Origin of the sequence: Rudanella paleaurantiibacter, from assembly GCF_009184635.1 — a bacterium.
Lineage (GTDB): Bacteria > Bacteroidota > Bacteroidia > Cytophagales > Spirosomataceae > Rudanella > Rudanella paleaurantiibacter.
In genome coordinates this window covers 471,830-497,101 of sequence record NZ_WELI01000006.1, presented here as the reverse complement: position 1 = coordinate 497,101, position 25,272 = coordinate 471,830, and the positions used below count along the sequence as shown (strand labels likewise).

General features: G+C 55.6%; 10 protein-coding genes. 6 read left to right on the top strand and 4 right to left on the bottom strand.

The window, feature by feature from the left end; all coding sequences use genetic code 11:
- Window positions 1-10: 10 nt before the first annotated feature.
- Both F5984_RS17160 and F5984_RS17155 read right to left on the bottom strand, forming a co-directional pair.
- A complete protein-coding gene (locus F5984_RS17160) occupies window positions 11-1,975 on the bottom strand; it encodes a M1 family metallopeptidase (RefSeq protein WP_152125430.1) in 1,965 nt (654 codons plus the stop codon).
- Between the two features lie 92 nt (window positions 1,976-2,067).
- On the bottom strand, window positions 2,068-5,055 hold the full coding sequence (locus tag F5984_RS17155) for an FAD-binding and (Fe-S)-binding domain-containing protein (RefSeq protein WP_152125429.1): 2,988 nt from the start codon (window positions 5,053-5,055) through the stop codon (window positions 2,068-2,070).
- Between the two features lie 496 nt (window positions 5,056-5,551).
- Here F5984_RS17155 and F5984_RS17150 point away from each other — a divergent pair, with 496 nt between their 5' ends.
- From F5984_RS17150 to F5984_RS17130, 5 genes are all read left to right on the top strand, one after another.
- Window positions 5,552-8,635 carry a SusC/RagA family TonB-linked outer membrane protein gene (locus F5984_RS17150; protein ID WP_246169073.1) on the top strand — a complete coding sequence of 1,028 codons (3,084 nt, stop codon included), beginning with the start codon at window positions 5,552-5,554 and terminating at the stop codon, window positions 8,633-8,635.
- Window positions 8,636-8,761: 126 nt separating this feature from the next.
- The gene (locus tag F5984_RS17145; RefSeq protein WP_152125428.1) at window positions 8,762-10,315 is read left to right on the top strand and encodes a RagB/SusD family nutrient uptake outer membrane protein; all 1,554 of its coding nucleotides are present in this window, start codon (window positions 8,762-8,764) and stop codon (window positions 10,313-10,315) included.
- A gap of 132 nt (window positions 10,316-10,447) precedes the next feature.
- Entirely contained in the window at window positions 10,448-13,708 is a 3,261-nt protein-coding gene (locus tag F5984_RS17140) for a VCBS repeat-containing protein (protein WP_152125427.1), read from the top strand.
- Window positions 13,709-13,713: 5 nt separating this feature from the next.
- Window positions 13,714-17,154, top strand: coding sequence for a VCBS repeat-containing protein (locus F5984_RS17135; protein ID WP_152125426.1), 3,441 nt, complete (start codon window positions 13,714-13,716; stop codon window positions 17,152-17,154).
- A gap of 11 nt (window positions 17,155-17,165) precedes the next feature.
- A complete protein-coding gene (locus F5984_RS17130) occupies window positions 17,166-20,549 on the top strand; it encodes a VCBS repeat-containing protein (RefSeq protein WP_152125425.1) in 3,384 nt (1,127 codons plus the stop codon).
- 29 nt (window positions 20,550-20,578) lie between these two features.
- Here the strand turns inward: F5984_RS17130 and F5984_RS17125 are convergent, their stop codons facing one another.
- A complete protein-coding gene (locus F5984_RS17125; protein ID WP_152125424.1) occupies window positions 20,579-21,322 on the bottom strand; it encodes a LytR/AlgR family response regulator transcription factor in 744 nt (247 codons plus the stop codon).
- Between the two features lie 14 nt (window positions 21,323-21,336).
- The gene (locus F5984_RS17120; protein WP_152125423.1) at window positions 21,337-22,467 is read right to left on the bottom strand and encodes a sensor histidine kinase; all 1,131 of its coding nucleotides are present in this window, start codon (window positions 22,465-22,467) and stop codon (window positions 21,337-21,339) included.
- An 88-nt stretch (window positions 22,468-22,555) separates the two neighbouring features.
- Between F5984_RS17120 and F5984_RS17115 the strand changes: the two genes are divergently transcribed.
- Entirely contained in the window at window positions 22,556-25,093 is a 2,538-nt protein-coding gene (locus F5984_RS17115; RefSeq protein WP_152125422.1) for an outer membrane beta-barrel family protein, read from the top strand.
- The last annotated feature ends 179 nt before the right edge of the window (window positions 25,094-25,272 follow it).

The following is a 25,272-nucleotide window of genomic DNA, read 5'->3' as shown; positions in this document are numbered from 1 at the left end:
CTTGTTCCTCTTATTGGGCGTCAGGCTTCCAGCTGTTATTGCGCGGGTTTACGTCGGGCAGCTTTTCATCAGGGTCGATGACCACCGAACGCAGGTTAGCGGTTGTCGGTGCTTTGAAGGTCCAGGTGCCGCCCCGCTGCCAGATTTCAACAGGCAGGTTTACACGGGTCTTCTTGCCCGTGGTTTCGGTCAGCTCGATGGTGGCAGGCATGGCCATCTTTTCCAGGTTCTCGATTGTAATGTACGAGCCCCGCTGCGGGTTATTGTCGATATAACGAACCTCCCGCACGGCCTGATCGAGTTTCCAGGTTTCGTAAAAATACCCGCGCCAGAACCAGCCCAAATCCTCACCAGCGGCATCTTCCATCGTCCGGAAAAAATCGTAGGGCGTAGGGTGTTTAAAGGCCCACCGGTTTACGTACGTCTTGAAGGCATAATCGAACCGCTCGGGGCCAAGGACCACATCGCGCAGTAACTTCAGGCCCATACCGGGTTTGTAATACGCCAGAATACCCAGGTTCCGGCTTTGCTGCACGTCCGGAATACTCATAATGGGCTCAGTAGGGCCAAACAAAGCCGGAGCAATGTCGTGCATGGTTCCCCGCTCCCGGTTGTACTCGCCATTGTTGAAATTGGCCGTCGACAGCAGGTTGATAAACGTGTTAAAACCTTCGTCCATCCAGGCAAACTTGCGCTCGTTGTTACCTACAATCATCGGGAACCAGTTGTGCCCGAATTCGTGATCGGTAACGCCCCAAAGCGCGTCTTTTTTGTCGCGGTGGTCGCAGAACACAATACCGGGATACTCCATGCCCCCTACCACACCCGCTACGTTGGTAGCCACAGGATAGCTATACTCGTAAATGTATTTGGAGTAAAACTCGATACAGCCCTTCACGTATTCGGTCGAGCGGCCCCACGAGTCGTTGGTAGCACTCTCGGCTGGGTAAGCTGACATAGCAAGGGCGGTTTTGCCGCTGGGCAGGTTGATCCGGGCGGCATCCCAGACAAACGCCCGCGAGGTAGCAAAGGCCACATCGCGGCTATTGAGACACCGGAACCGCCACGTCAGTTGGCCCGATTGCTTCGGACGTGAATTAGGATTGGTTACCTCTTCTTTGGTGCGCAACATGACCGTTTTATCACTCTGCCGGGCCTGAGCCATTCGGCGGATCTGATCTTTGGTCAGCACCTCTTCGGAGTTAATCAACTCACCCGACCCTACCACAATATGATCCCAGGGCACCGTAACAGCGTATTCAAAATCGCCATATTCCAGGTAAAACTCGCCCGCTCCCAGGTAGGGTAGTACGTTCCAGCCTTCTACATCGTCGAACACACACATACGCGGGTACCATTGCGCAATTTCGTAGATGATACCGTCTTTGCGTTTGAGTTGTCCCATTCGGTCGGAGCCGTATTCGGGTATCTTGAAGGCATACGACAGCCGAATCTTAACAGCGTCGCCACCGGGTTTCAGGGCCTCGGCCAAACGCACCTGAAGGCGGGTATCGGTAATCGAGTACGGAACGGATACAGGCTTACCTTTTCCCTGATCGATTGTTACCGACGTGATGGTCATACCGCCGTTAAAATCCAGATTACCAAACCGGCCACCGGTCACGGGCGTGGTTTTGGCCGCCCGCGAGGTATCGCTGAAGGCGTTCTGATCGAGTTGGAGCCATAAAAAAGGCAAACTCTCCGGCGAGTTATTCTTATACGTAATCTCTACCTCGCCGGTCAGCAAATCCTGTTTTTCGTCGAGGGTGACACTTATCTTGTAGTCAGCGCGGTTTTGCCAGTAGCGGGGGCCGGGCGCACCACTGCTGGACCGGAAATCGTTGCCCGGCTGCATGTTAAAAAGCGGGTGAAATAGCTCCTTCGGGTCGTACTTCGAGGTACTTGTTGATGAGGTGGACTGAGCCAGCACTTGCCCGGCTAAAAGGCAGGCTGCCACCAGAAGTTTGTTCTTCATTGATTGCTTGTTAGGCCGTAGGTAGAAACGTGTATTCCTTTAAAACCACAAACCATAGATTAATTAACGACCACAGGCTGCGATTTCGTCATCTATCGCAGGGCTTCGTACAGAATTTCGGCCGGGTGTTGGGCTGTGCGGCCGGTACCATCATGAATCTGATGCCGACACGACGTACCAGCCGCAGCAATGAGTACATCGGCCGGTTGCTGCCGAACAGTCGGTAACAGCACTAGTTCACCAATTTGCATCGAAATGTCGTAATGCTCTTTTTCGTACCCAAACGAGCCGGCCATACCACAACAACCCGACGGAATCAGCTGTACCGAATAATTCTGAGGCAACGACAGCATTTTTTTGCTCGGCACCAGCGACGACACCGCTTTTTGCTGGCAATGCCCATGCAGCTTAATCAGGCGGGTTTCGGTCGTAAACTGCTCCGCCCGGATTCGTTTGGCGTCGATTTCGCGAGCCATAAACTCCTCAAATGTCAACGCCTGCTTAGCCAATCGGCGGGCATCGGCTACCAACTCCTCACGTACCAGATCGGGGTATTCGTCGCGGAAGGTCAGAATCGCCGAGGGTTCGATACCCACCAGCGGAGTTTCGTCGTTCACCAGCCCGGCCAAGGCCCGTACGTTGGTTTCGGCCATAGTGCGGGCCATTTTCAACAAGCCTTTCGATAAAGCCGCCCGGCCGCTTTCGCCATGCGAAGGCATTATCACCTCATAGCCCAGCCGTTCGAGCAACTGAATAGCCTTCTGCCCAATCTGAACATCATTATAGTTCGTAAACTCGTCGCAGAAAAAGTAGAGCTTGCGGCCATTCGATGGCCCGCGCTGCACTTGCCGCGACGAACTTCCGAACCATTTGCGCAACGTTTGTTTACTCAGCAGGGGCATCGACCGGTCGGGGTGAAACCCAACAAGCCCGTTGGCGATCCGCCGGAGCGCCGGTGTCCCCAATACACCATTCCAGGCCCAGGGTACGTAACTTGCCAGCCCAGCCAACCGGGTAAAATTGGCCACCAGCCGCGACCGCACCGGTACGCCGTTGGCATCGTAATAATGTTGCAGAAACTCGGCTTTCAACTTGGCCACATCGACGTTCGACGGGCACTCGGACTTGCACCCTTTGCACGACAGACAGAGGTCGTACACTTCTTTGATTTCGTGGTGATCGAACCGGTTTTCTTTGGGCGAGCGGGTCAACATTTCGCGCAGCATGTTGGCCCGGGCGCGGGTGGTATCTTTCTCGTTGCGGGTAGCCATGTAGCTGGGGCACATGGTTCCACCCGAAAGGTGCGTTTTGCGGCAATCACCCGACCCATTGCACTGTTCGGCATGTTGCAGTACGTCCTGATCCTTATACCGGAAATAGGTCTGGAAAGCTGGCGTCTGCTGACCAGCTTCATACCGCAGAAACGTGTCCATTGGGGGCGTTTCTACAATTTTGCCGGGATTGAAAATACCTTCAGGGTCCCAGGTATGCTTTAGTTGCCGCATCAACTCGTAATTGTGCGGCCCTACCATTTTCGGGATAAACTCACCCCGCAGGCGGCCATCGCCATGCTCTCCCGAAAGAGAGCCATCATATTTTTTCACCAGGGCGGCAATTTCCTCGGCAATCATCCGAAACTGCCGGTGCCCTTCGGCCGTTTTCAGATTGATGATCGGGCGCAGGTGCAGCTCACCCGACCCAGCGTGGGCATAATGCACCGAGGTCATGCCGTGCTTTTTCAGAATCTCGTTGAAGTCACGGATGTAGTCGGGCTGATCGTGTACATCCACGGCCGTATCTTCAATTACGGCAACAGCCTTTTCGTCGCCCGGCAGGTTGCCCAGCAAGCCCAGCCCGGCCTTACGGAGTGTCCAGATTTTTTTGCTGTCTTCCCCAAACAGAAGCGGGAAATGGTAGCCCATACCGGCGGCCCGCATCTCGGCCTCCATCTGCGCGGCCAGTTGCGACACCTCCTCGCGGGTGTCGCGCGATAAATCAACAACCAGAATAATCGGGAAAGCCCCCTCTTCGCTGCTACCGGGTGTTGCTTCGTTCTCGGCGGGGACGGTTACCGGCCGACGCTGCACAAAAAAACTGTTGTTGCGCTGCTCGGCATTCGTGTTGGCCCGCTCCAGAATAATATCATCGATAACCTCTACGGCATACGGCCGGTATTTCAAAGCAACGAGCGTAGCGCGCAGGGCTTCATCAATCGACTGGCAGTGCACGGCTACCAAACCCGACTCTTTAGGTGGCAGCGGCACCAGATTCAGTTTGATTTCGGTCAGGAAACAGAGCGTTCCTTCCGAACCAGCAATGAGTTTGCAAAAGTTAAACGACTCGCCATCTGGGGTAAACGGAGCGCAATCGAGCAGCATATCCAGGGCATAGCCGGTGTTACGCCGTTCGATGCTACGTTTGGGGAAGTTCCGGCGAATTTCGGCCTGATTGACCGAGTCCGACAACATGGTGTTCGTTTGCAGGTAGATCTTGTCTAACAGCGAGGCCGACCCATTTTTCTGTGCTGCCTGCTGTACACATTCGGTAAACTGAGCAGGCTCGGTGGCCGAAAACTCAACCTCTGAACCGTCGGCCAGAATAGCCTTCACCGATAACAAATGTTCCCGTGCTGACCCATATACCACCGAATTGGAGCCACAGGAATTATTACCTACCATTCCGCCAATCATGGCCCGGTTAGCGGTTGAGGTCTCGGGACCGTAAAACAAGCCGTATGGTTTCAGAAACAGATTCAGCTCATCGCGAACCACACCCGGCTGCACCCGTACCCAGCGCTCGGCTGGGTTAACCTCCAGAATCTGGTTAAAATGCTTCGAGACATCAACCACAACACCATTACCCACTACCTGCCCCGCCAGCGATGTACCAGCCGTGCGCGGAATGAGCGACAGCTTGTTGGAGCGGGCGTATTCGATGAGCCGGTGCAAATCGGCAATGGTTTTAGGCATCGCCACGGCCGCTGGCTTTTCCCGGTAGGCTGAAGCATCAGTTGCGTATACTATACGAATGGTATCATCGTCGAAAAACTCGCCGTCGAGCTGCGGTCGCATATAAGCCATTGGAGTAGGAATGTAATACGAAAAGGAACCTCTTTTTCGTAAAAATTGCACCCCAAAATTAACATTTTTTTAGATATGGAAGCTCCCGAATTCAGACCTATCAATACTATGAATAGTTATATTGATCCCATAAATTCGTAAGGCTAAGTAACTGTGAATGACTACAAATTAATCGAATTAATATAAGTATAATACAAAAAAGCTTGTCACGCCTATTTGACAAACTAATACCATTTTAACCTACTCTTACTGCATTTTAGCAAACAGCTATTTGTATTTTAAGAATCACAGATTGTAATTTGCTTAATGGTTTGCCGGTAATGTTCTACTCCATCAGGCAAAGATGCTAAGTTACCTCAAGATCAGTTAGCCATGTGCTACTCTTGTAAAGGATGGTAATTATGGCATTTACTTGTCTGCTTTACCGTGAGTGGTTAATTATTTCCTTCGCAAGCCACAAAACGCCCAACTATTTTTCAAACTTTTTCAAAAACCTATGATGGACAAATCCTACACAAGAAGCCAGTTTGTTGGCAACGTAGGTCAGGTTGGCAACCGCCAACTCCAGTCGTCTGGACGCACCACATGGCTTAGTTTTATAGCCATGCTGACGCTAATGGTTCTGGTAACCGTACAGTCAGCCTGGGCTCAGGGCCAAACCGTTTCGGGTAAGGTAACCGCCAGCAGCGTGGGGATTCCCGGCGTAACGGTGCAGGTTAAAGGTGAGTCGCGGGGAACCACGACCGATGCCGATGGTAACTACCGCCTGAACAATGTAGGTGGCAACGCTACCCTGATTTTTAGCTCGATTGGTTACACGTCGCAGGAAGTAGCTGTTGGTAACCGCACTACCGTTGACGTACAACTCGCCGAAGACAACAAAACGCTGAGCGAAGTTGTCGTAATTGGTTACGGTACGCAAAAAGTAAAAGATGCAACGGGTTCAGTAGTTGCACTCGGCTCGAAAGATTTCAACAAAGGGGTAATTGCATCGCCTGAGCAGCTTCTCCAGGGCCGGGCGGCTGGTATCCAGATTACGCCTGCCAGCGGTGAGCCAGGTGCGGGTATCAACATCCGTATTCGTGGTACAGCTTCGCTGCGTTCTAACAACAACCCTCTGTTTGTTGTTGATGGCGTGCCCCTCGACGGTGGCGATGTATCGAACGGTGACCGGAACTTCGGTACCGGCCGTCAGCCTGCGCGTAACCCGCTGAACTTCCTGAACCCCGACGATATTGAGAACATCTCTGTTCTGAAAGATGCGTCGGCTGCCGCTATTTACGGTGCACGGGGTGCCAACGGGGTTGTTTTGATTACGACTCGCAAAGGTAAGGCAGGTGCTCAGACCCTGAACATATCAGCTAACACGAGCATCTCAAGCGTGCTGCGCAAGTATGACCTGCTCAACGCCAGTGAGTATCCTGACGCTGTTCGCCGGGCTGGTGGCGACCCAACTACCCCATCCGTAAACGGTGGTGCCAGCACCGATTGGCAGGACGCCATTCTGCGCACAGGTGTATCGCAAAACTACAACATCAGCTACGGTGGTGGTAACGACAACACGCGCTACCAGATGTCGCTGGGTTACTCAGATCAGCAAGGTGTTATCAAGAAGGCCGCGCTGCGTCGTTTGACCGGCCGGATCAATGCTTCACACGAGCTGTTCAATGATAAGGTAGTTCTGGACCTGTCGATGACTACGTCGGGTCTGACTGACGTTCTGGTGCCTAACGGTGACAACGCCGGTTTCCAGGGTAACCTGATCACGGCGGCTATCCAGGCTAACCCAACGTATCCGATCCGCGATGCGCAGGGCCGTTTCTTCAACCCGGATGGCTACAACAGCGCAGGCCGCCCGAACGGTAACACGTTCCGTAACCCGGTATCTCTGCTGGAGATGATCGACGATCAGCAAAAAACGGTTCGTACGCTCGCCAGCCTGGGTGCTACCTGGAAGATCACCGACGGGTTGTCGTACAAAATGAACTTTGGTCTGGACAACGCCCGGGCCGAACGTCGGGGTAACATCCTCCGTAACATTCCTGGTTTCGACATTACTGACAACGCCGGATCGGCATTCATTCAGAACCGGACTCGTCAGTCACGTCTGATCGAGCATACGCTGTCGTACAACAAGAAACTGGGTGTTGGTACCATAGACGCCGTTGCCGGTTTCTCGTACCAGAAGTTTGAGAACCTGGGTAGCTTCGTAGCCGCCAGCCGCTTCATTCCTGAGGCCGACCTGCTGTTCCCCTACACCAACAACCTGGGTGGTGCCAACAACTTGGGTACGAACAAAGCGTACGAAGGTGGTTCAGACCGGGATCAGAGCGAGCTTCAGTCGTACTTCGGTCGGGTGAACTACAACATCCAGGACAAGTACCTCCTCACAGCTACGGTTCGGGTCGACGGTTCGTCGAAGTTCGGGGTTAACAACAAATACGGTACGTTCCCTGCATTTGCAGCCGCCTGGAAAGTTTCGCAGGAAGAGTTTGCCAAGAATCTGGGTGTAGACATCAAGGTTCGGGGTAACTGGGGTATCACTGGTAACCAGGAATTCCCCTCTACGCTGACTCGTAACCGCTTCTCGTTTGTGAACAGTGGTTCAGGGGTTGCCCGCGATATTACGCCAAACGACAACCTGCGCTGGGAGCAAACCATGCAGTATGGTGCGGGTGTTGACCTTGGTTTCTTCGATGGTCGGTTGACGGCTACGGTTGACTACTTCAACCGGAATACCAAAGACCTCCTGTTTGAAGCCCTGTACGCTGCACCAGCACCGGCTCGTGCCCGCTGGATCAACCTGCCTGCCAACGTAATCAACAGCGGTTTGGAAGTAGCGGTTAACTATGACATCTTGCCACAAAGCAAACTGCGCTGGGATGTGTCGGCCAACGCTACGTTCCTGCGGAACCGCGTATCGAACTTCTCAGGTCTGTACAACACGGGTGAAATCAACGGTCAGGGTCTGACAGGTGCTTTTGCTCAGCGGATTGTAAACGACCTCCCGCTGTTCTCGTTCTTCATGCCGACGTTCTCTGGCTATGATAACAACGGTTTTGGTCAGTACACCGACCCCTCGCTGCAACTGGTTTATCAGGGAAGCGCCATTCCGACGTTCAACTTCGGTTTGACGAACAACTTCACGTATGGCAACTGGAGCGCCAGCATCTTCCTCAACGGGGTAACCGGTGGCTACATTTACAACAACACCGCCAACGCTGTATTTACGAAGGGTAACCTGCGTAACGGCCGTAACGTAACCCGCGAAGAGGCCAATAGCGCCGAAAACGCCCTGAACCCACCGCTGGTTTCTACCCGCTTCCTGGAGAAGAGCGATTTCGTTCGTCTGTCGAACCTGACGGTAGGTTACAGCCTCCCACTGAAGTCTGCCACGTTTGCCAAGAGCATCCGCTTCTCGGTAACGGGTCAGAACCTGTTGCTGTTCACGAACTACTCGGGTATCGACCCAGAGGTGAACGTCAGCAAGTCAATTGACGGTATTCCTTCACTGGGTATTGACTACGGTGCATTCCCAACGGCCCGCACGTTCACCTTTGGTGTTAGCGTAGGCTTCTAATCTGTTTGTTCATCAGAATTTGTCTCCAGACAGATTTCAAGAAAAAGTATAACAATTTAGTTCAACACACAATTCTTGCTTGTGCAAGGAACTGTTAACTTTTTTGTTCAAATACGAAAACAAAAAATGAAAACCTCCAATTTGACTCTTGTCATTGCAGCTACTCTGGCGTTTACCGCTGTAGGCTGTACGGACCTGGAAGATAAAGTAATTGGTCAGCCAGTCGACGTTACCCAACGTCCGGGCGCTCAGGTCGATTTGACCAGTCTGCTCAGTGGTGTTTACGGTCAGTTGAACGGCCTTACGGACCAAGCGAACACCTACGCCATGGGCGAGCACTCATCCGATGAGATGATGGGGCCAACCCGTGGTACTGACTGGGACGACTTTGGTACCTGGCGCCGTTTGCACCAGCACACCTGGGACGCTACGCACAACCAAATTGTAGCTACCTGGAACCAGCTGAACACGGGTGTTTTCCGGGCAACGGAACTGATTGCTGCGGCTCAAAGCAACCCCTCGGTATTGGCGCAGGGTCGTTTTCTGCGGGCGTTCTTCATGTACCACATTGTTGACCTCTACGGTCAGGTACCTTTCCGTGAAGCCAACGCCAGCTTCGACACCAACCCACGGGTACTCTCGCGGGCTGAAGCCACGCAGTTTATCATTGACGACCTGACAGCGGCCATTCCAGGCCTGCCCACAACGGCCAACGCATCGCAGACTACAGCGACACGGGCCGCCGGTCAGTTCCTGATGGCTAAAGTGATGCTGAACAAAGCTGTGTTCGTACAGAACCCACAGCAGCCACAGGGTCCTTTCACGTTCGCTCAGGGCGACATGAACGCGGTGATTGCTAACTGTGATGCAATCATCAACTCAGGCACGTTTGCTCTGGAGCCATCAGGCCAGTATTTCGACAACTTCCACTGGGACAACTCAACGCTCTCACGGGAGCTGGTATTTGCCCTGCGGAACGACAAAGGAGCCGCTCCGGCCAACGCCCGGAACCGGTTCTACATGACGCTGCACTACAACCAGACGCCATCGGGCTGGAACGGCTTTACAACGCTGGCTGATTTCTACAACAGCTTCGAAGCTAATGACCAACGTCGGGGGGCTACGATTCCTGGCATGACCGATGTTATTGGTCTCCGGGCTGGTTTCCTGGCTGGTCAACAAACCAACGGCGCGGGCCGTCCGCTGACCGACCGCGGTGGTGCTCCGCTGACGTTTACGCCTGATGTAAACCTGCTGTATGCTAACGAGCGGATGGGTATCCGGGTTGTTAAATACTTCCCAGATCCAACCGACATCGATAACAGCGGTAACGACTACGTTATGTTCCGCTACGCCGACGTACTCCTGATGAAAGCTGAGGCTATCCTGCGCGGTGGCACGGCTACGGGTGGTGCTACGGTAGCTAGCCTGGTTAACCAGGTTCGGACCGCCCGGGGCGCTTCAAACCTGACCAGCGTGAACGAAGCCGCTCTGTTGGCCGAGCGTGGCCGCGAACTGTACTGGGAAGGCTGGCGCCGGAACGACATGGTTCGGTTCGGTACTTTCCTGAATCCGTTCGATCAGAAGCCGACTCCAACGCCCCCGCACCGCGTGGTGTACCCAATTCCGCAGCAGGCTATCGATACAAACCCGAACCTGAAGCAGAACTTCGGTTACTAAGCGTAACTAATCTGTATTTCGGCAAACAGCAGCTCGTTGAGGGCTGCTGTTTGCATTCTAACCTGACCAGAAAGGGTAAGAATCTACCCGGATGGCTGCACTTATCACGAGCGATAGACGTTTTAACGGGTAATGAGAAACCTAGTATTGTTGAGTGCGTTACTCGCTCTTGGCTCCTGTTCAACGGACACTCCGTTGTTTGAAAAAACCGACCCGGCCCAGACCGGTATCACGTTTACCAATCAACTACAGGAAACAGAGGGGGAAAACGTACTCGCATTTGAGTATTTTTATAATGGAGGGGGGGTAGCCGCTGGCGATCTGAACAACGACGGCCGGGTCGACCTCCTGTTTACTGGCAATCAGGTTGGCAACAAGCTATACATCAACCAAACCGAACCCGGCACCGCCAAACTGGCCTTTTCGGACATGACCGACAAAGCCGGTATCTCGGGGCGGCCGGGCGGCTGGAAAACCGGTGTAACCCTCGCCGATGTAAACGCTGATGGCTGGCTCGATATCTACATTTGCTACTCGGGGCTCCACCCCGAAACCGAGCGGCCAAACCAACTTTTCATCAACAACCACAACCTTACCTTCACCGAACAGGCGGCTCAATACGGCCTCGATGACCGGGGTTATTCGGTACAGGCCACCTTTTTTGATTACGACCGCGACGGCGACCTTGACTGTTTCCTAATCAATCACAACCTCTCAAACTACCAACGGCAGGAGGCCGCTGTAATGCGCAACCGGCGCGACCCCAACGCGGGCGACAAGCTGTTTCGGAATGAGGGCAACCGCTTCGTCGACGTATCGGAGCAGGCAGGCATTCGGGGCAACCCCCTCGGTTTTGGGTTGAGCTGCGCTGTATCGGACCTGAACAACGACGGATGGCCCGATATTTACGTCACCAACGATTTCGTGGAAGACGATTACTGCTACATCAATCAGGGAACAACCGGCACAGATGGCCCCGTTTTTCGCGACGAACTCCGGTCCCGAATCGCCCATACTTCATACTCATCGATGGGTGCCGATGTAGCTGACATCAACAACGATAACCGCCCTGACCTGATGACGCTCGACATGATGCCGGAGAGCAACGAGCGTCAGAAAACCCTACCCTGGCCCGACAACTGGAATGTGTATCAGGCCCAGCTTCGCAATGGTTTCTGGCATCAGAACATGCGCAATATGCTTCAGGTGCAACAGCCCAACGGCACCTTTTCCGAACTGGGTCAATTGGCGGGCGTAGCCGCTACTGACTGGAGCTGGGGAGTGCTACTGGCCGACTACGATCTGGATGGCTTCAAGGATATTTTTGTGACCAACGGGGTACTGCGCGACTTTACCGATGCCGATTTTGTCAAATTTTCGGATGATGCCGAAGGGAAGTCGCTGCCAGTGCTGGAGCAGATTAAGCAGATGCCCAGTACTCGCTCTAAAAACTACATTTTTCGCAACAACGGCGATCTGACCTTCAGTAATCAGCAGCAAGCCTGGGGTTTTGACGAACTCACCACGTCGAACGGGTGCGCCTATGCCGACCTCGACAACGACGGCGACCTCGACCTGATCACCAACAACCTCAACGAACCAGCCCGCGTGTACCAAAATCAGGCCCGCGAGCGTACCCAAAGTCATTACCTGAGCCTCCGGCTACAGGGACCTACCCAAAACCCCTTTGGCATTGGGGCGCGTCTGACGGTTGAACGAGCCGGGCAAACGCAGGTGCAGGAGTATTTCCCAACGCGGGGGTTCGAATCGTGCAGCCACGATAACCTGCTGTTTGGGCTGGGAGCCTCGGCCGAGCCCGTTCGGGTGACGGTGCGCTGGCCCGACGGACGCACGCAAACGCTCCCCTCGGTCAAACCCGATCAAACACTGACCCTCTCGTACCGCAGCGCAACGGCAACCCAGCAACCCACTACGCCAACGCCAGCAACCCTATTTACAGCCGGGCCTACCGTGCCGTACGCGCACCGACCCGATTCCATCAACGCGTTTGACCGGCAGGTGCTGCTACCCATGCAGTACACCGCCACCGGCCCCCGAATGGCTATTGGGGATATTGATGCCGACGGACAGCCCGACCTGTTTGTATGCGGTAATGCCCGGCAACAGGGGCAACTCTTTCGCCAGGCAGGCGGCACATTCCAACCCGTTGCGGTTCCCGGACTGGACGGTCCCGGACTGGACCGTCCGGTCCGGGAGGGAAAAACCAATCAGGATGCCCTGCTGGCCGACTTAAACGGCGACGGAACCCTCGACCTGTACGTGGTGAATGGCGGGTATGCCGCGCGCGAGCCCGACCACCGGCAGGATGGGCTTTGGCTCAACCAACAAGGGCGGTTTGTGCCGGCCCCGCTACCGGCCGAAACTACCAATAGCAGTTGCGTGAAGGCACTCGATCTGGACCGCGACGGGGATCTGGATTTGATTGTGGGCGGGTCGATTCAATCGTACCGGTTCCCGCTATCCGACGAAACCTTTTTACTCATCAATGAGGGCAAGGCCCGGTTCCGCAAACAGTCGCTGGGCAACCTGGGGCTGGTTTCCGACATTGCCGTGACCGACCTGGACCGCAACGGCTGGCCCGATCTGGTGGTGGTGGGTGAATGGATGCCCGTAACAACCTTACTTAACCAACGCGGCACCTTCGACCCCAAGGCGGCCCAACGATACGACGACCTGGCCGGCTGGTGGAATCGTCTTGAAAAAGCCGACCTCGACGGCGATGGCGACGACGACCTGATTGTAGGCAATCTGGGGCTGAATACGCCCATTCGGGCGTCAGCAGAGCAACCTGCCACGCTTATTTACAACGACTTCGATGCGAATGGCACCATCGATTTTGTGATGAACTACACTGTGGGTGGTGGGGTATTCCCGGCTTACTCCCGCGATGAGCTGTGTGAGCAGTTGCCAGTGTTACGCCGGAAATTTACGAGCTACAAACTCTACGCAGGGGCAACCCTCGCCGATTGCTTCGACCCTGAACAGTTGAAACAGAGCCAACAGAAACAGCTCACAACGGTGCAGACCCTCGTGCTTGAAAACAACAACGGTAAGCTGGTGCCGCATACGTTGCCCATACTGGCGCAGTCGGCACCGGTGTACGGGATTGTAGTCCACGATTTCGACCGGAACGGCAAGCCCGACCTCCTTTTGCTGGGCAACAACAGCCAGTTTCGGTTACGCATTGGCAAGGTCGATGCCAACCGGGGTCTGGTACTGGCTAACCGCGGAAACTGGCAGTTTGCTGAACTGCCCTCGACCCAAACCGGCCTGTTTGTACAAGGCGACGTACGCGACGCCAAGCAGGCCGGGAATCAACTCTTTATTAGCACACACGGCCAAGGAATCACCGTACTGAACAAAGGAAAGTAAAACCCATGTTGAACTCATTCCCTAAATGGATTGGCGCAGCAGCCCTCACTACCCTACTGGTCGGATGCGGAGGAACCGACGGCCCGACGCTGTTTGAAAGCCTGCCCGCCAGCCAAACCGGCGTCGACTTTGCCAACCGGAGCTTAGACCGTAAAAACTTTAATATCTTCAACTACCGGAACTTCTACAACGGGGGTGGAGTGGCCATTGGTGATGTGAACAACGACGGCCGACCTGACCTGTTTCTGACGTCTAATTTTGAGGACAACCAGCTCTATCTCAACAATACACAGCCCGGCACAAGCGACATCAAGTTTGTGAACGCCACCCAATCGGTGGGTATCAGCGGCAAGAAGTTCTGGTCGACGGGGGTAACGCTGGCCGATGTGAACGGTGATGGCTGGCTCGACATTTACGTGTGCAACTCCGGCAGTCGCGACGAACGCGGCAATCAGCTCTACATTAATCAGGGCGTGAAAACCCCGGCCAAACCCGGCGAGGTAGCCATGCCCACCTTCGTGGAGAAAGCCGCTGAGTACGGGCTGGTCGACGGGGGCTTCTCGACCCACGCGGCCTTTTTCGACTACGACCGCGACGGTGACCTCGATATGTACCTGCTCAACAACAGTTTCACCCCGATGGACCGGCTCGGTTTTGCCAACACCCGCGACACCCGAGACCGACTGGGGGGCGACAAACTGTTCAAAAACAGGCTGGAGGAACGGAAGAAAGAGGGGAAAGCGAATGCGTCATCCGAAGCAGCCTCCTCTCCTCTTTTCGTCGACGTTTCCGAAGAAGCGGGTATTTACGGTTCGCTCATTGGTTTCGGGCTGGGCATCACCATCGGCGATGTGAACAACGACAATTGGCCCGACATTTATATTTCCAACGACTTCTACGAGCGCGACTACCTGTACATCAACCAACAGAACGGCACGTTTAAGGAAGACAGCAAGAACCAGATGGGCCACATCAGCCTGGCCTCGATGGGTGCCGACGTAGCCGACATTAATAACGACGGTAATCTGGACATCTTCGTGACCGACATGATGCCCGAAAACGATTATCGGCTTAAAACCACCACCTCGTTCGACAGCTACGAACTGAACCAACTGAAAGAGTCGCGGGACTTTTACCATCAGGACTCGCGCAACATGCTGCACCTCAACAACGGCAACGGCACATTCTCGGAAATAGGCCGTATGACGGGTACCTACGCCACTGACTGGAGCTGGGGTGCCCTGCTGTTCGACATGGACATGGACGGCCTGAAAGATGTGTTTGTGGCCAACGGGATTCTGAAAGACCTTACCGATCAGGACTTTATCGCATTTTTGGCCGACAACCCCGACTTGCAGAGCATGATTGAGGGCACCAAAAAGTTTGATTACAAAGAGTACGTCAACAAAATGGGCTCCACGCCCCTGTCCAATTACGCGTTCCGCAATCTGGGAGCCAATGGTTTGCAGTTTGCCAACGAAGCCAAAGCCTGGGGCCTCGACACGCCCTCGTTCTCGAATGGCTCGGCCTATGGTGACCTCGACAACGACGGCGACCTCGACCTGGTAGTGAACAACAACGATGCGCCCGTTTCGATCTATAAAAACCGGGCCGTGGAGCAGTTTAAGAAGCAATACCTGCGCGTAAAACTGGCGGGCAACGGTGGTAACCCCAACGGCATTGGAACAAAGGTATTTGTGCATCAGCCCGGCCAAACCCAGTATCTGCAACAGATGCCCAATCGGGGTTTTCAGTCGTCGGTCGACTTGACGATGGTGTTCGGCCTGGGCGACTCCCCCGCCATTGACTCGGTCACGGTAATCTGGCCCGACAACCGGAAACAGGTCATTCGGCAACCCAAAGCCAACACGACTCTCACGCTGGCTTACACCAAAGCGGACCAAACGGCCCCGGCCGTACCGGTAGGGGCGGCTCCCATCAAAAGCGGAAACTGGTTTGCCGACGTGACCGAGCCTGCCCGGTTCAGCCTCGTACACCGCGAAAATGAGTTTGTCGATTACAACCGCGATGGGTTGCTGAAACAGATGCTCTCGCGCGAGGGACCGGCGTTGGCCGTGGGCGATGTAAACGGCGATGGCCTCGACGATGTGTTTATGGGTGGGGCCGTTGATATGCCCCGTGTACTTATGCGCCAACGCCCCGATGGCACTTTTGAGCCGCAAAAACAGCCTTTCCTACTCGATGCCCTATACTCTGAGGATGTAGCCGCTACCTTTTTCGACGCCGATGGCGACCGTGATTTAGATTTGTACGTAGCCACGGGCGGCAACGAGTTCGACGACCCCGGCCCCCTGCTCGACCGCCTGTACATCAACGACGGAGCCGGTAACTTTGTCTGGGACCGTCGGTTGGCCCGCACGCTGGTGGCTAACTCCTGCGTAAAAGCCGCCGACTTCGACCGCGATGGTGACCTCGATTTGTTTGTGGGTGGACGGCAAATACCCGGTCAGTACGGCAAAAACCCACCGCAAGTCTTGCTGGTGAACGACGGTAAGGGCAATTTCCGCAACGACGTAGCCACGCTGATTCCGTTTGCCGACGAAATCGGGATGGTGAAAGATGCCGTTTGGGCTGATATAGACAAAGACAGCTACCCCGACCTGGTTCTGGTTGGCGACTGGATGCCCATCACGATTCTGAAAAACAAAGCGGGCAAGGGTTTCGAACGCCTGGAGAGCGACGTGCTGGAGCAATCGGGTGGCTGGTGGAACAGTATTCAGGCTGCCGACCTCGACCGCGATGGCGACCTTGACTTTGTGGTGGGTAACCTTGGGCTTAACTCCCGACTGACGGCCACCCCCGACGAGCCCGCCCAACTATACGGCAACGATTTTGACCGCAACGGAGCCTATGAGCAGATCATGACTTGCTACCGACCCACGCAGGACGGGGAGCGCCGACCCTGCGTGATGGTGCAAAAACCCGATTTGCAGAAACGGATTCCGTCGATTAAAACGCAGTACATTAAGCATACCGACTACGCCAATGCCAGCTTTGAAGCTATTTTCAACGCTGGGCAGCGCGAAGGCATGACCGTTCGAACGGTGCATACCGGGGCTACCTCGCTGCTCATCAACGATGGTAACGGGGTGTTCCGACTACAGGCCCTGCCGCTGGAAGCCCAAACCTCGCCTATCCACGCGATTCTGGCTGACGACTACAACCGCGACGGACATCTCGACCTGCTGCTGACCGGCAACTTCTTCGACGTGCTCACCGAACTGGGTCGGTACGATGCCAACTACGGCCTGTTGTTGCTGGGCAATGGTAAGCTTCAGCTTAAGCCAACCCGCCCCGAACAAACTGGTTTCATGGTGCGCGGACAAGTGCGTCAGATGTTACCCGTACGCGGTGCCAACGGCAAGCAATTCATTGCATTGGCCAAGAATAATGACCGGGCCCAACTTATCTCCCGGCTGAAGTAAGACTCAACTCCATGACCCAACTACGCGTTTTTCTCGGGTTAATCATCGGGCTACCGGTGCTGCTGTCGGCCTGTTCGGGCGGCTCCGAACCGGCTAAAGATAGCCTGTTTGCCCGGCTCGACTCGACCCGGACCGGTATCCGTTTCCAGAATCAGCTGCACGAAACCGACAGTCTGTCTATTCTGGATTACCTCTACTTCTACAACGGAGGAGGGGTAGCCGCCGGCGATTTTAACAATGACGGTAAAACTGACCTGTATTTTGTTTCGAACCAGCAGCCCAACAAGCTGTACCTGAACCGGGGCGGGATGCAGTTCGACGACGTGACCCAACCCGCTAAGGCCGACAACGGTAAGGCCGACTGGCAAACCGGCGTCACCGTGGCCGATGTAAACGGCGATGGCTGGCTCGATATTTACGTGTGCGCTGTGAGTCAGTTCAAAGGGTTGAAGGGTGCCAATCAGCTGTACATTAACAACGGCCCCGGTACGAAAGGCCCCGACGGTCTGAGCATTCCGACGTTTACCGAACGAGCCGCCGAATATGGTCTCGATTTTGCTGGCTTCTCAACACAAGCCACCTTTTTCGATTACGACCACGATGGCGACCTCGACTGCTTTCTGCTCAACCATGCTGTGCACACCTCCCGCAGTTACGACCACGTGCGCACCCGGCTCATCCGCAACCGCGAATCGGGCGATTACCTGTTTCGGAACGATGGTGGCACCAAAGGCTTTACCGACGTAAGCGAACAGGCCGGTATTTTTGCCACCGTAATGGGCTACGGGCTGGGGGTATCGGTAGCCGATATAAACAACGACGGTTGGGAAGACCTGTACATTTCCAACGACTTCCACGAAGACGATTACTACTACGTTAACAATCAGAAAGGCGGCTTTCGGGAAGAAGTACGGAAAGCGTTTGGCCATACAAGTCGTTTCTCGATGGGGAACGACGTGGCCGACATCAACAACGACGGATTTCAGGATGTGATTTCGGTGGATATGTACCCCGAAGACCCGGCTGTTGAGAAAGCCTCCAACGGCGAAGACCCACTCGACATTTACCAGTACAAACTCACGTACGGGTACATGAACCAATACACCCGCAACTGCCTGCAACTGAGCATGGCCGGGCAACGGTTTATCGATATTGGGCTCATGGCCGGGATTGCCGCCACCGACTGGAGCTGGGCACCCCTGCTGGCCGACTTCGATAACGACGGCATCAAAGACCTGTTTATCTCCAACGGTATTGTTCGGCGACCCAACGACCTGGAGTATCTCAAGTACATCTCGTCGCAGACGTTTGGGCCAAATGCCTCCAACGATGCCCTAGCCCAAATGCCCGATGGCCGCGTGCATCCGTACCTCTACAAAGGCACCGACAGCCTGCAATTTGTGGACAAATCGTTCGATTGGGGCTTTGCCGAGACGGGCTACACCAACGGAGCCGCCTATGCCGACCTGGACAACGATGGCGACCTCGACCTGATTACGAACAACATAAACAGCCCGGCCGGTATTTTCGAAAACCAGGCGAACACGCTCACCAACAACCATTTTCTGCAAGTAAACCTGACCGGCACCGGCTCAAACCGGTTTGGGGTAGGCGCCAAAGTGGTTCTGAAAACGAAAACCGGCCTGTTATTGCAACAAAACAGCCCAACACGCGGCTTTATGTCGTCGGTAGAGCCCCGCCTGACCTTCGGGCTGGGCGGTCAGAACACCGTCGATTCGCTGTGGGTGCTTTGGCCCGATGGTACGGGGCAGATTCTGACCGGTGTAAAGGCCAATCAGGCCCTGACGCTTAAGCAAAGCAACGCCCGGCCGGGCATTGCCAACCCGGTGCGCCCCCCGGCCCAACCGCTGTTTGCCGAGGGCGATAGCACACAGGTGGCCTTCCAACATGCCGAAAACATGTATTTCGATTTCGGTCGCGAGCCGCTACTACCCTTCAAGGTATCGACCGAAGGCCCCAAACTGGCCGTGGCCGACGTCAACGCCGACGGGCTCGACGATTTCTTTATGGGAGGTGCCCGTCACCAAACGAGTTGCCTGTTTGTCCAGCAACCGAACGGCACCTTCCGCACGGATTCGAGCGCGTTTAGGGCCGATGTCAACTGCGAAGACGTAGGTAGCCTATTTTTTGATGCCGACGGTGATGGTGACCCCGACCTGTACGTGGTGTCGGGGGGGAACGAGTTTACCGGGCAGAGCCTCGAACTGCTCGACCGGCTTTACCTGAACGATGGTACGGGTCGGTTCCAGAAAGACTCGCTCGCGTTGCCCTCCCTGCACGCCAATAAAAGCAGTGTGGCAGCCGCCGATATTGACCGCGATGGCGACCTCGACCTGTTTGTGGCGGGCCGGGTGGTGGGCTTCCGGTACGGACAGTCGCCCCCGTCGTTTCTGCTCATCAACGAAGGCAAAGGACGAGATGGTCGCGTGCGGTTCTCGGACCAAACCGCCCGGCGGGCCCCGGCTTTGCAACAGGGCGGTATGCTGACCGACGCGTTCTGGCATGACCTCGACCGCGATGGCGACCCCGACCTGGTTACGGCTGGTCACTGGGCCCCAATCCGGGTGTACCGCAACGACGGTGGCAACCTGACCGAAGCCGACGATACCGGGCTGGCGCAGGCCGTGGGATTCTGGCAAACGCTCAAACCCGCCGACCTCGACGGTGATGGTGATATGGATTTTCTGGCCGGAAACCTGGGCCAAAACACCAAATTCCGGCGCGGAACCGACGGGGCCGTGCGGCTATATGCCCGTGACTACACCAACTCAGGTGCGCGCTTCGATCAGGTGATGGCCTACCGGTACCAGAACAAGTGGTATCCGGTAGCCACCAAAGATGAACTGGGCAAATCACTGCCGTTTCTGAACAAACGATTCGACAACTACCGCGATTTTTCGGGCAAGACCCTGGACGAGATTTTTGAGTCCTCGGAACTGGTTGAGGATGGCATGCGGGAGGTTAATACGTTCGAGTCGGTGTGGATTGAGAATCTGGGGACCGAGTCAGACAAGTCGCTGCGGTTTCGGATACACAAGCTACCCGTGCTGGCTCAAACCGCGCCCATTTTTGCGTTCGATGTACAGGATGTCACAGGCGACGGCCGGCCCGACGTACTACTGGGGGGTAATTTTTACAGCGTCAGCACGTATCAGGGCCGATACGACGCCAGCTACGGCTTACTCCTACGCAACAACGGTGCGGGCAAATTTACCGCCGTGCCACCTACCGAAAGCGGTCTGGTACTCCGGGGCGAAATTCGGGCGATTAATCACATTCGTACAGGGCAGGGACCGTTGGTTCTCGTTGCGCGCAACGGGGCTCCTATGCAGGTATTTCGACCTCTGCGCTCGGGTGCAGGCAGTAGAGGTTGATGAACCACTGCAGCCTGTACCCGGCACACTCAAAATGTCAGCTCGCGGATTTTTTCCATATACGACCGGCTCACCCGGACCACGTCGCCGTTTTGCAGGATAACATCGTAGCTCGACGGGTATTTCTGAATCTCGCGAACGTAATGCAGGTTGACAATGTCGGAACGATGCACCCGAATAAACTGACGCGGGTCGAGCCGGGCCTCCAGCGCGCCAATGCCATAATTGCTCAGGTGGCGGCTTTGGGCCGTTACCAACATGGCATAATCGCCCTCGGCCTCGATCCGAATCACATCGGCCACGGCCACCGTTACGAGCCGGTTGCCTGTTTGCACCAGCACCTTGTCGGGGTAGCGTTCAGCGGCTACGGCCGGGGTAAGCAGGCTTTCGGCTAAGGGCTGAAGCCGCTGAATATTGACCGAATCGGGCCGGGTTACGCGCTGCACAGCCTGCGCAAATCGCTCGCGGGTGTAGGGTTTGAGCAGATAGTCGACCGCGTGTACCTCAAAAGCCTGCAAGGCATATTGATCGTAGGCGGTCGAGAAAATCACCTGCGGAATTTCGTCCAGATGCCCCAGCACCTCAAACCCCGAAAGGCCGGGCATCTGCACATCCAGAAAAATAAGATCGGGCCGAAACTCGCGAATCAGCCGCACGGCATCGACCCCATTGTTGGCTTCGCCCACCACTACAAGGGCGGGATAATCGGCCAGATACTGCCGGATGAGTGTTCGCCCGGCGGCCTCGTCGTCTATGATAATGACTTTTTGCATCGGTATCTGTTCCGCTACGGGTTAACTACGAATTGGGTGGCCGGTTGCCCGTCAGTTTTCTGAACCTCACCCGCCATTAGTCTGAGAGGTACCCGAAAGGCTACCCGGGTGCCCTGTGGTTCGTTAGCCATCACGGTCAGCTCACCGCCAAACATTTTCTCCAGCCGCAGCCGGGTATTGGCCAGCCCGACCCCCTGCCCGGCCCCCACCGACGTACGCATGCCCGCACCCGTATCGGCTATTTCGACCAGCAGGGCGTTGGCCTCCCGATGCAGGCTAACGCGAACCTCGCCCCCCTCAATCAGGGGCGATATGCCGTGCTTAACCGAGTTTTCGACGATAGGTTGCAACAGCATGGGCGGAATGGCCAGATTCAGTACCTCATCGGGTACGTCGAGCCGCACCTGAAGCCGGTCGCCGAAGCGGGCGGTTTCCAGATCAAGGTATTTCCGAACAAACGTCAGCTCATCCTGCACGGGTACCCACTCGGTCCGCGACGCCCGCACCTGGTACCGAAACATATCCGACAAATCGGCCAGTAACTCGCGGGTATGCTCCTGCTCGGGCGGCACCGACGCGCTAATCGTGTTGAACACATTGTACAGAAAATGCGGGTTGAGCTGCGCTTTCAGGGCCGAGAGTTCACTTTGCACGGCCAGCTCGCGCAGTTCGGCCTCCCGGATACGGTGCCGCTGATGATCCCGGTAGTAGCTGTAGGCGTGAAAAATCCCAAACTGAACCAGGTAGAAAAGTGTGGAAATATACGTATCCCAAACAATGCCGGTTCCGCGAAGCCGACCCAGGCCCAGCCCATCCGAAATGGTGTAATATACTACCTGCCAACCAACAATGTACAAGGGCAAAAACAAGAGGTGCAGGCCCACGCGCCGAACCAGCGGCACGTGCCGAAGCCGCACAAACAGAACATACCAAACCGGCAATGTAAACGCCAGCTTACACAGGTAGTCGAGACCGATACGGGGAAGCCCCTGCCAGAAATCGACCCAGAGGGAATCCTGGCTCCAGGGCCGCTCACTGATACACAGGGCTAGATTATACAGCAGGGCCGCTACGCTATAAAAGCTCAGAATCAGCGCCAGCTGCCGGAGGGTAATCCCCCAAAGAAGTGTTCGGTTCCAGTTCATGCGGAGCGGGGAGGTAAGTGGGATAAACTTACGGAATCTACGGCCCCGTCGGTCGTCTTTTCCGACGAATTGACAAATACGCCGACGAATGACAACCGCCCTTCCGTTGGGCGACCGAATCGGCAACTCGTCGGATTGCGCTCGGCCACGCCCCGTTGGCCCGGTAGTTTTGGTTCATCAAAGCGCCAATCCGATGAACAAGATCATGTACCTCCTGTTTTTGCTGACGGCCACCCTCAGCACCACGCTGGCTCAAACCGCTACCCTGAGCGGCACCGTCACCGACGCCACCGGCCAGCCCATCCCGTTTGCAACGGCCGCCCTGCTGCACGGAACCGACTCGACCGTAACCAAAGCCGCCGTAGCCGATGCCGCCGGGGTGTACACCTTCGGCGGGGTGCGCGCCGGTACGTATCGGGTCCGACTCAGCAGCCTTGGCTATGCCGGGTTGGTGTCTGAACCGGTGACCCTCACCGACGGCCAAACCACCTTTATCCCCACCATTGTACTGCCCGAAGCCAACCAGAACCTCAACGCCGTGACCGTTACGGCCCGCAAGCCCCTTGTGGAGGTGCAGCCCGACAAACTGGTACTCAATGTGGAAGCCAGCCTGACAGCCGCCGGAAGCTCGGCGTTTGAACTGCTGCAAAAGGCACCCGGCGTTCTGCTCGACCCAAACGACAACCTCATTGTACAAGGCAAAAACGGGGTTCGAGTGTATATCGACAGCAAACCCTCGCCCCTCGGCCCGGCCGATCTGGCAGCTTATCTACGTACATTGCAGGCCACCGATATCGAAGCCGTTGAGGTCATTACGCAACCCTCTGCTCGCTACGATGCCCAGGGCAACGCGGGTATCATCAACATCCGGCTTCGGAAAAACGCCCGCACCTATGGCACTAACGGCAACGTAGCTGTAGGGGTAGCCGCTGGGGCTTATTACCCTAAGTACAACGGCTCAGTAAGCCTCAATAACCGTAGTAATCGGCTCAACCTGTTTAGCACCTACAGTGGGCGTACCGGCCGCGACTGGTCGTTTATCAATTTATATCGCCAGCAAAGTGGGCAGTTTTTCGATCAACGCAGCCAGACCCGCTCCTGGTCGGCCAACCACAACGCCCGTGCCGGGGCCGACTGGACCCTGAGCAACCGCAGCACGCTGGGGGTGCTGGTCAGCGGCTCGCTACGCGACGCCCGCAACCTGACCGACGGCCGCACGCCCATTGGTTCTCTGGGGACGGCTCCGACCAGTCTGCTGTTGGCCAACAACCGGAGCGAAAGCGAGCGGCTCAATGGCAACGTAAACCTCAACTATCGGTACAGCGACACCACCGGCCGCGAGCTGACCGTAGACGCCGATTACGGCCGGTTTCGGAACCAGAGCGACGCCCTGCAACCCAACCGCTACGTAAACCCACTAACCGGGGTATTGCTGGACGAGCGCAATTACCGCATGACGACCTTTACCGACATTAATCTCCAGACAATCAAAGCCGACTATAGCCAGCCGTGGCTTGGCGGAAAGCTAAGCGTTGGGGTGAAACTGTCGTCGGTACAGACGGGTAATGGATTCGATTTTTTCGATCAGATCGACGGTCGGGATAAACTGAATCCCCAGCGCACCAACCAGTTTGTGTACACCGAAGTGATTCGGGCGGGGTACGGCGCGTACGAGAAAAGCTGGAAAAAATGGCAGGCTCAGTTGGGGCTTCGGGCCGAACAAACCCTGTCGCGAGGGGAGTTGAACAGCGCCCGCCCCCAAACCGATGCCGATGTGAGCCGCCGGTACCTCAACCTGTTTCCGAGTGCGGGCCTGACGTTCAATCCCGCACCCAACCACAGCTGGGCCGCCACGTACAGCCGCCGAATCGACCGGCCCACGTACCAGAGCCTGAACCCGTTTGAGTCGAAGCTCGACGAATTGACATACCAGAAAGGCAACGCTTTTTTACAGCCTCAATACACCAATACGATTCAACTTTCGCATACGTTCAAGTACAAGCTGACTACGTCGATTAGTTACAGCCACACCCGCGACTTTTTCACCGAAATTACCGACACCACCCAGCGCGACCCCGACAACCGGCCTCGCAACTACATCACAACCCGCAACCTGAGCAGTCAGGATGTATGGTCGCTGAACGTGAGCTACCCGTTCAACATTGCCAAATGGTGGAGCGTATTTGCCAATGTGAGTGCGTACCGGTCGACCAACCGGGCCAACCTGGAAGGGCGGCTCATTGGGCTATCGGCCAATGTGCTGAGCCTGTACGCCCAGCACACCATCAGCTTACCACGTGGGTGGAACCTCGAAGTATCGGCCTATTACACTTCGCCATCTATCTGGGGCGGCACATTCCGCAACCAGCGATTCTGGGGATCGAGCGTAGGCATACAACGAAAAGTTTTGGCCGAACGGGGCACCCTGGTGTTCACCGTCACCGATCCATTTAACAGCCAGCAATGGCGGGGTATCAGCCAGTTTGGCGGGTTATACATGGACGCCAGTGGAGGCTGGGAGAGCCGACAAGCCCGAATCAACTTCACCTACGCGTTTGGGAGCAAGAAAATCAAAGCCGCCCGCCAGCGCAAAACCGGCCTCGACGATGAAAGCAAGCGGCTGTAGGGGTTTGGGGTTTATCGTTTTTGGTTTATCGTTTCGGGCGGTTGAGCATTAATGTGGGTACGATCAGGTGAATCATCTGTTTTTAACCACAAACGATGAACGATAAACCAGAAACTATAAACCAAAAACTGTAAACCAGAAACCCGGCTCCGGCTCCGGCCCGAAACATCGATTTATGC

What these genes read in the sequence shown, in the direction of transcription:
- F5984_RS17160 (WP_152125430.1), bottom strand. Translation starts at nt 1,975, where the DNA reads ATGAAGAACAAACTTCTGGTGGCAGCCTGCCTTTTAGCCGGGCAAGTG.
- F5984_RS17155 (WP_152125429.1), bottom strand. Translation starts at nt 5,055, where the DNA reads ATGGCTTATATGCGACCGCAGCTCGACGGCGAGTTTTTCGACGATGAT.
- F5984_RS17150 (WP_246169073.1), top strand. Translation starts at nt 5,552, where the DNA reads ATGATGGACAAATCCTACACAAGAAGCCAGTTTGTTGGCAACGTAGGT.
- F5984_RS17145 (WP_152125428.1), top strand. Translation starts at nt 8,762, where the DNA reads ATGAAAACCTCCAATTTGACTCTTGTCATTGCAGCTACTCTGGCGTTT.
- F5984_RS17140 (WP_152125427.1), top strand. Translation starts at nt 10,448, where the DNA reads ATGAGAAACCTAGTATTGTTGAGTGCGTTACTCGCTCTTGGCTCCTGT.
- F5984_RS17135 (WP_152125426.1), top strand. Translation starts at nt 13,714, where the DNA reads ATGTTGAACTCATTCCCTAAATGGATTGGCGCAGCAGCCCTCACTACC.
- F5984_RS17130 (WP_152125425.1), top strand. Translation starts at nt 17,166, where the DNA reads ATGACCCAACTACGCGTTTTTCTCGGGTTAATCATCGGGCTACCGGTG.
- F5984_RS17125 (WP_152125424.1), bottom strand. Translation starts at nt 21,322, where the DNA reads ATGCAAAAAGTCATTATCATAGACGACGAGGCCGCCGGGCGAACACTC.
- F5984_RS17120 (WP_152125423.1), bottom strand. Translation starts at nt 22,467, where the DNA reads ATGAACTGGAACCGAACACTTCTTTGGGGGATTACCCTCCGGCAGCTG.
- F5984_RS17115 (WP_152125422.1), top strand. Translation starts at nt 22,556, where the DNA reads ATGACAACCGCCCTTCCGTTGGGCGACCGAATCGGCAACTCGTCGGAT.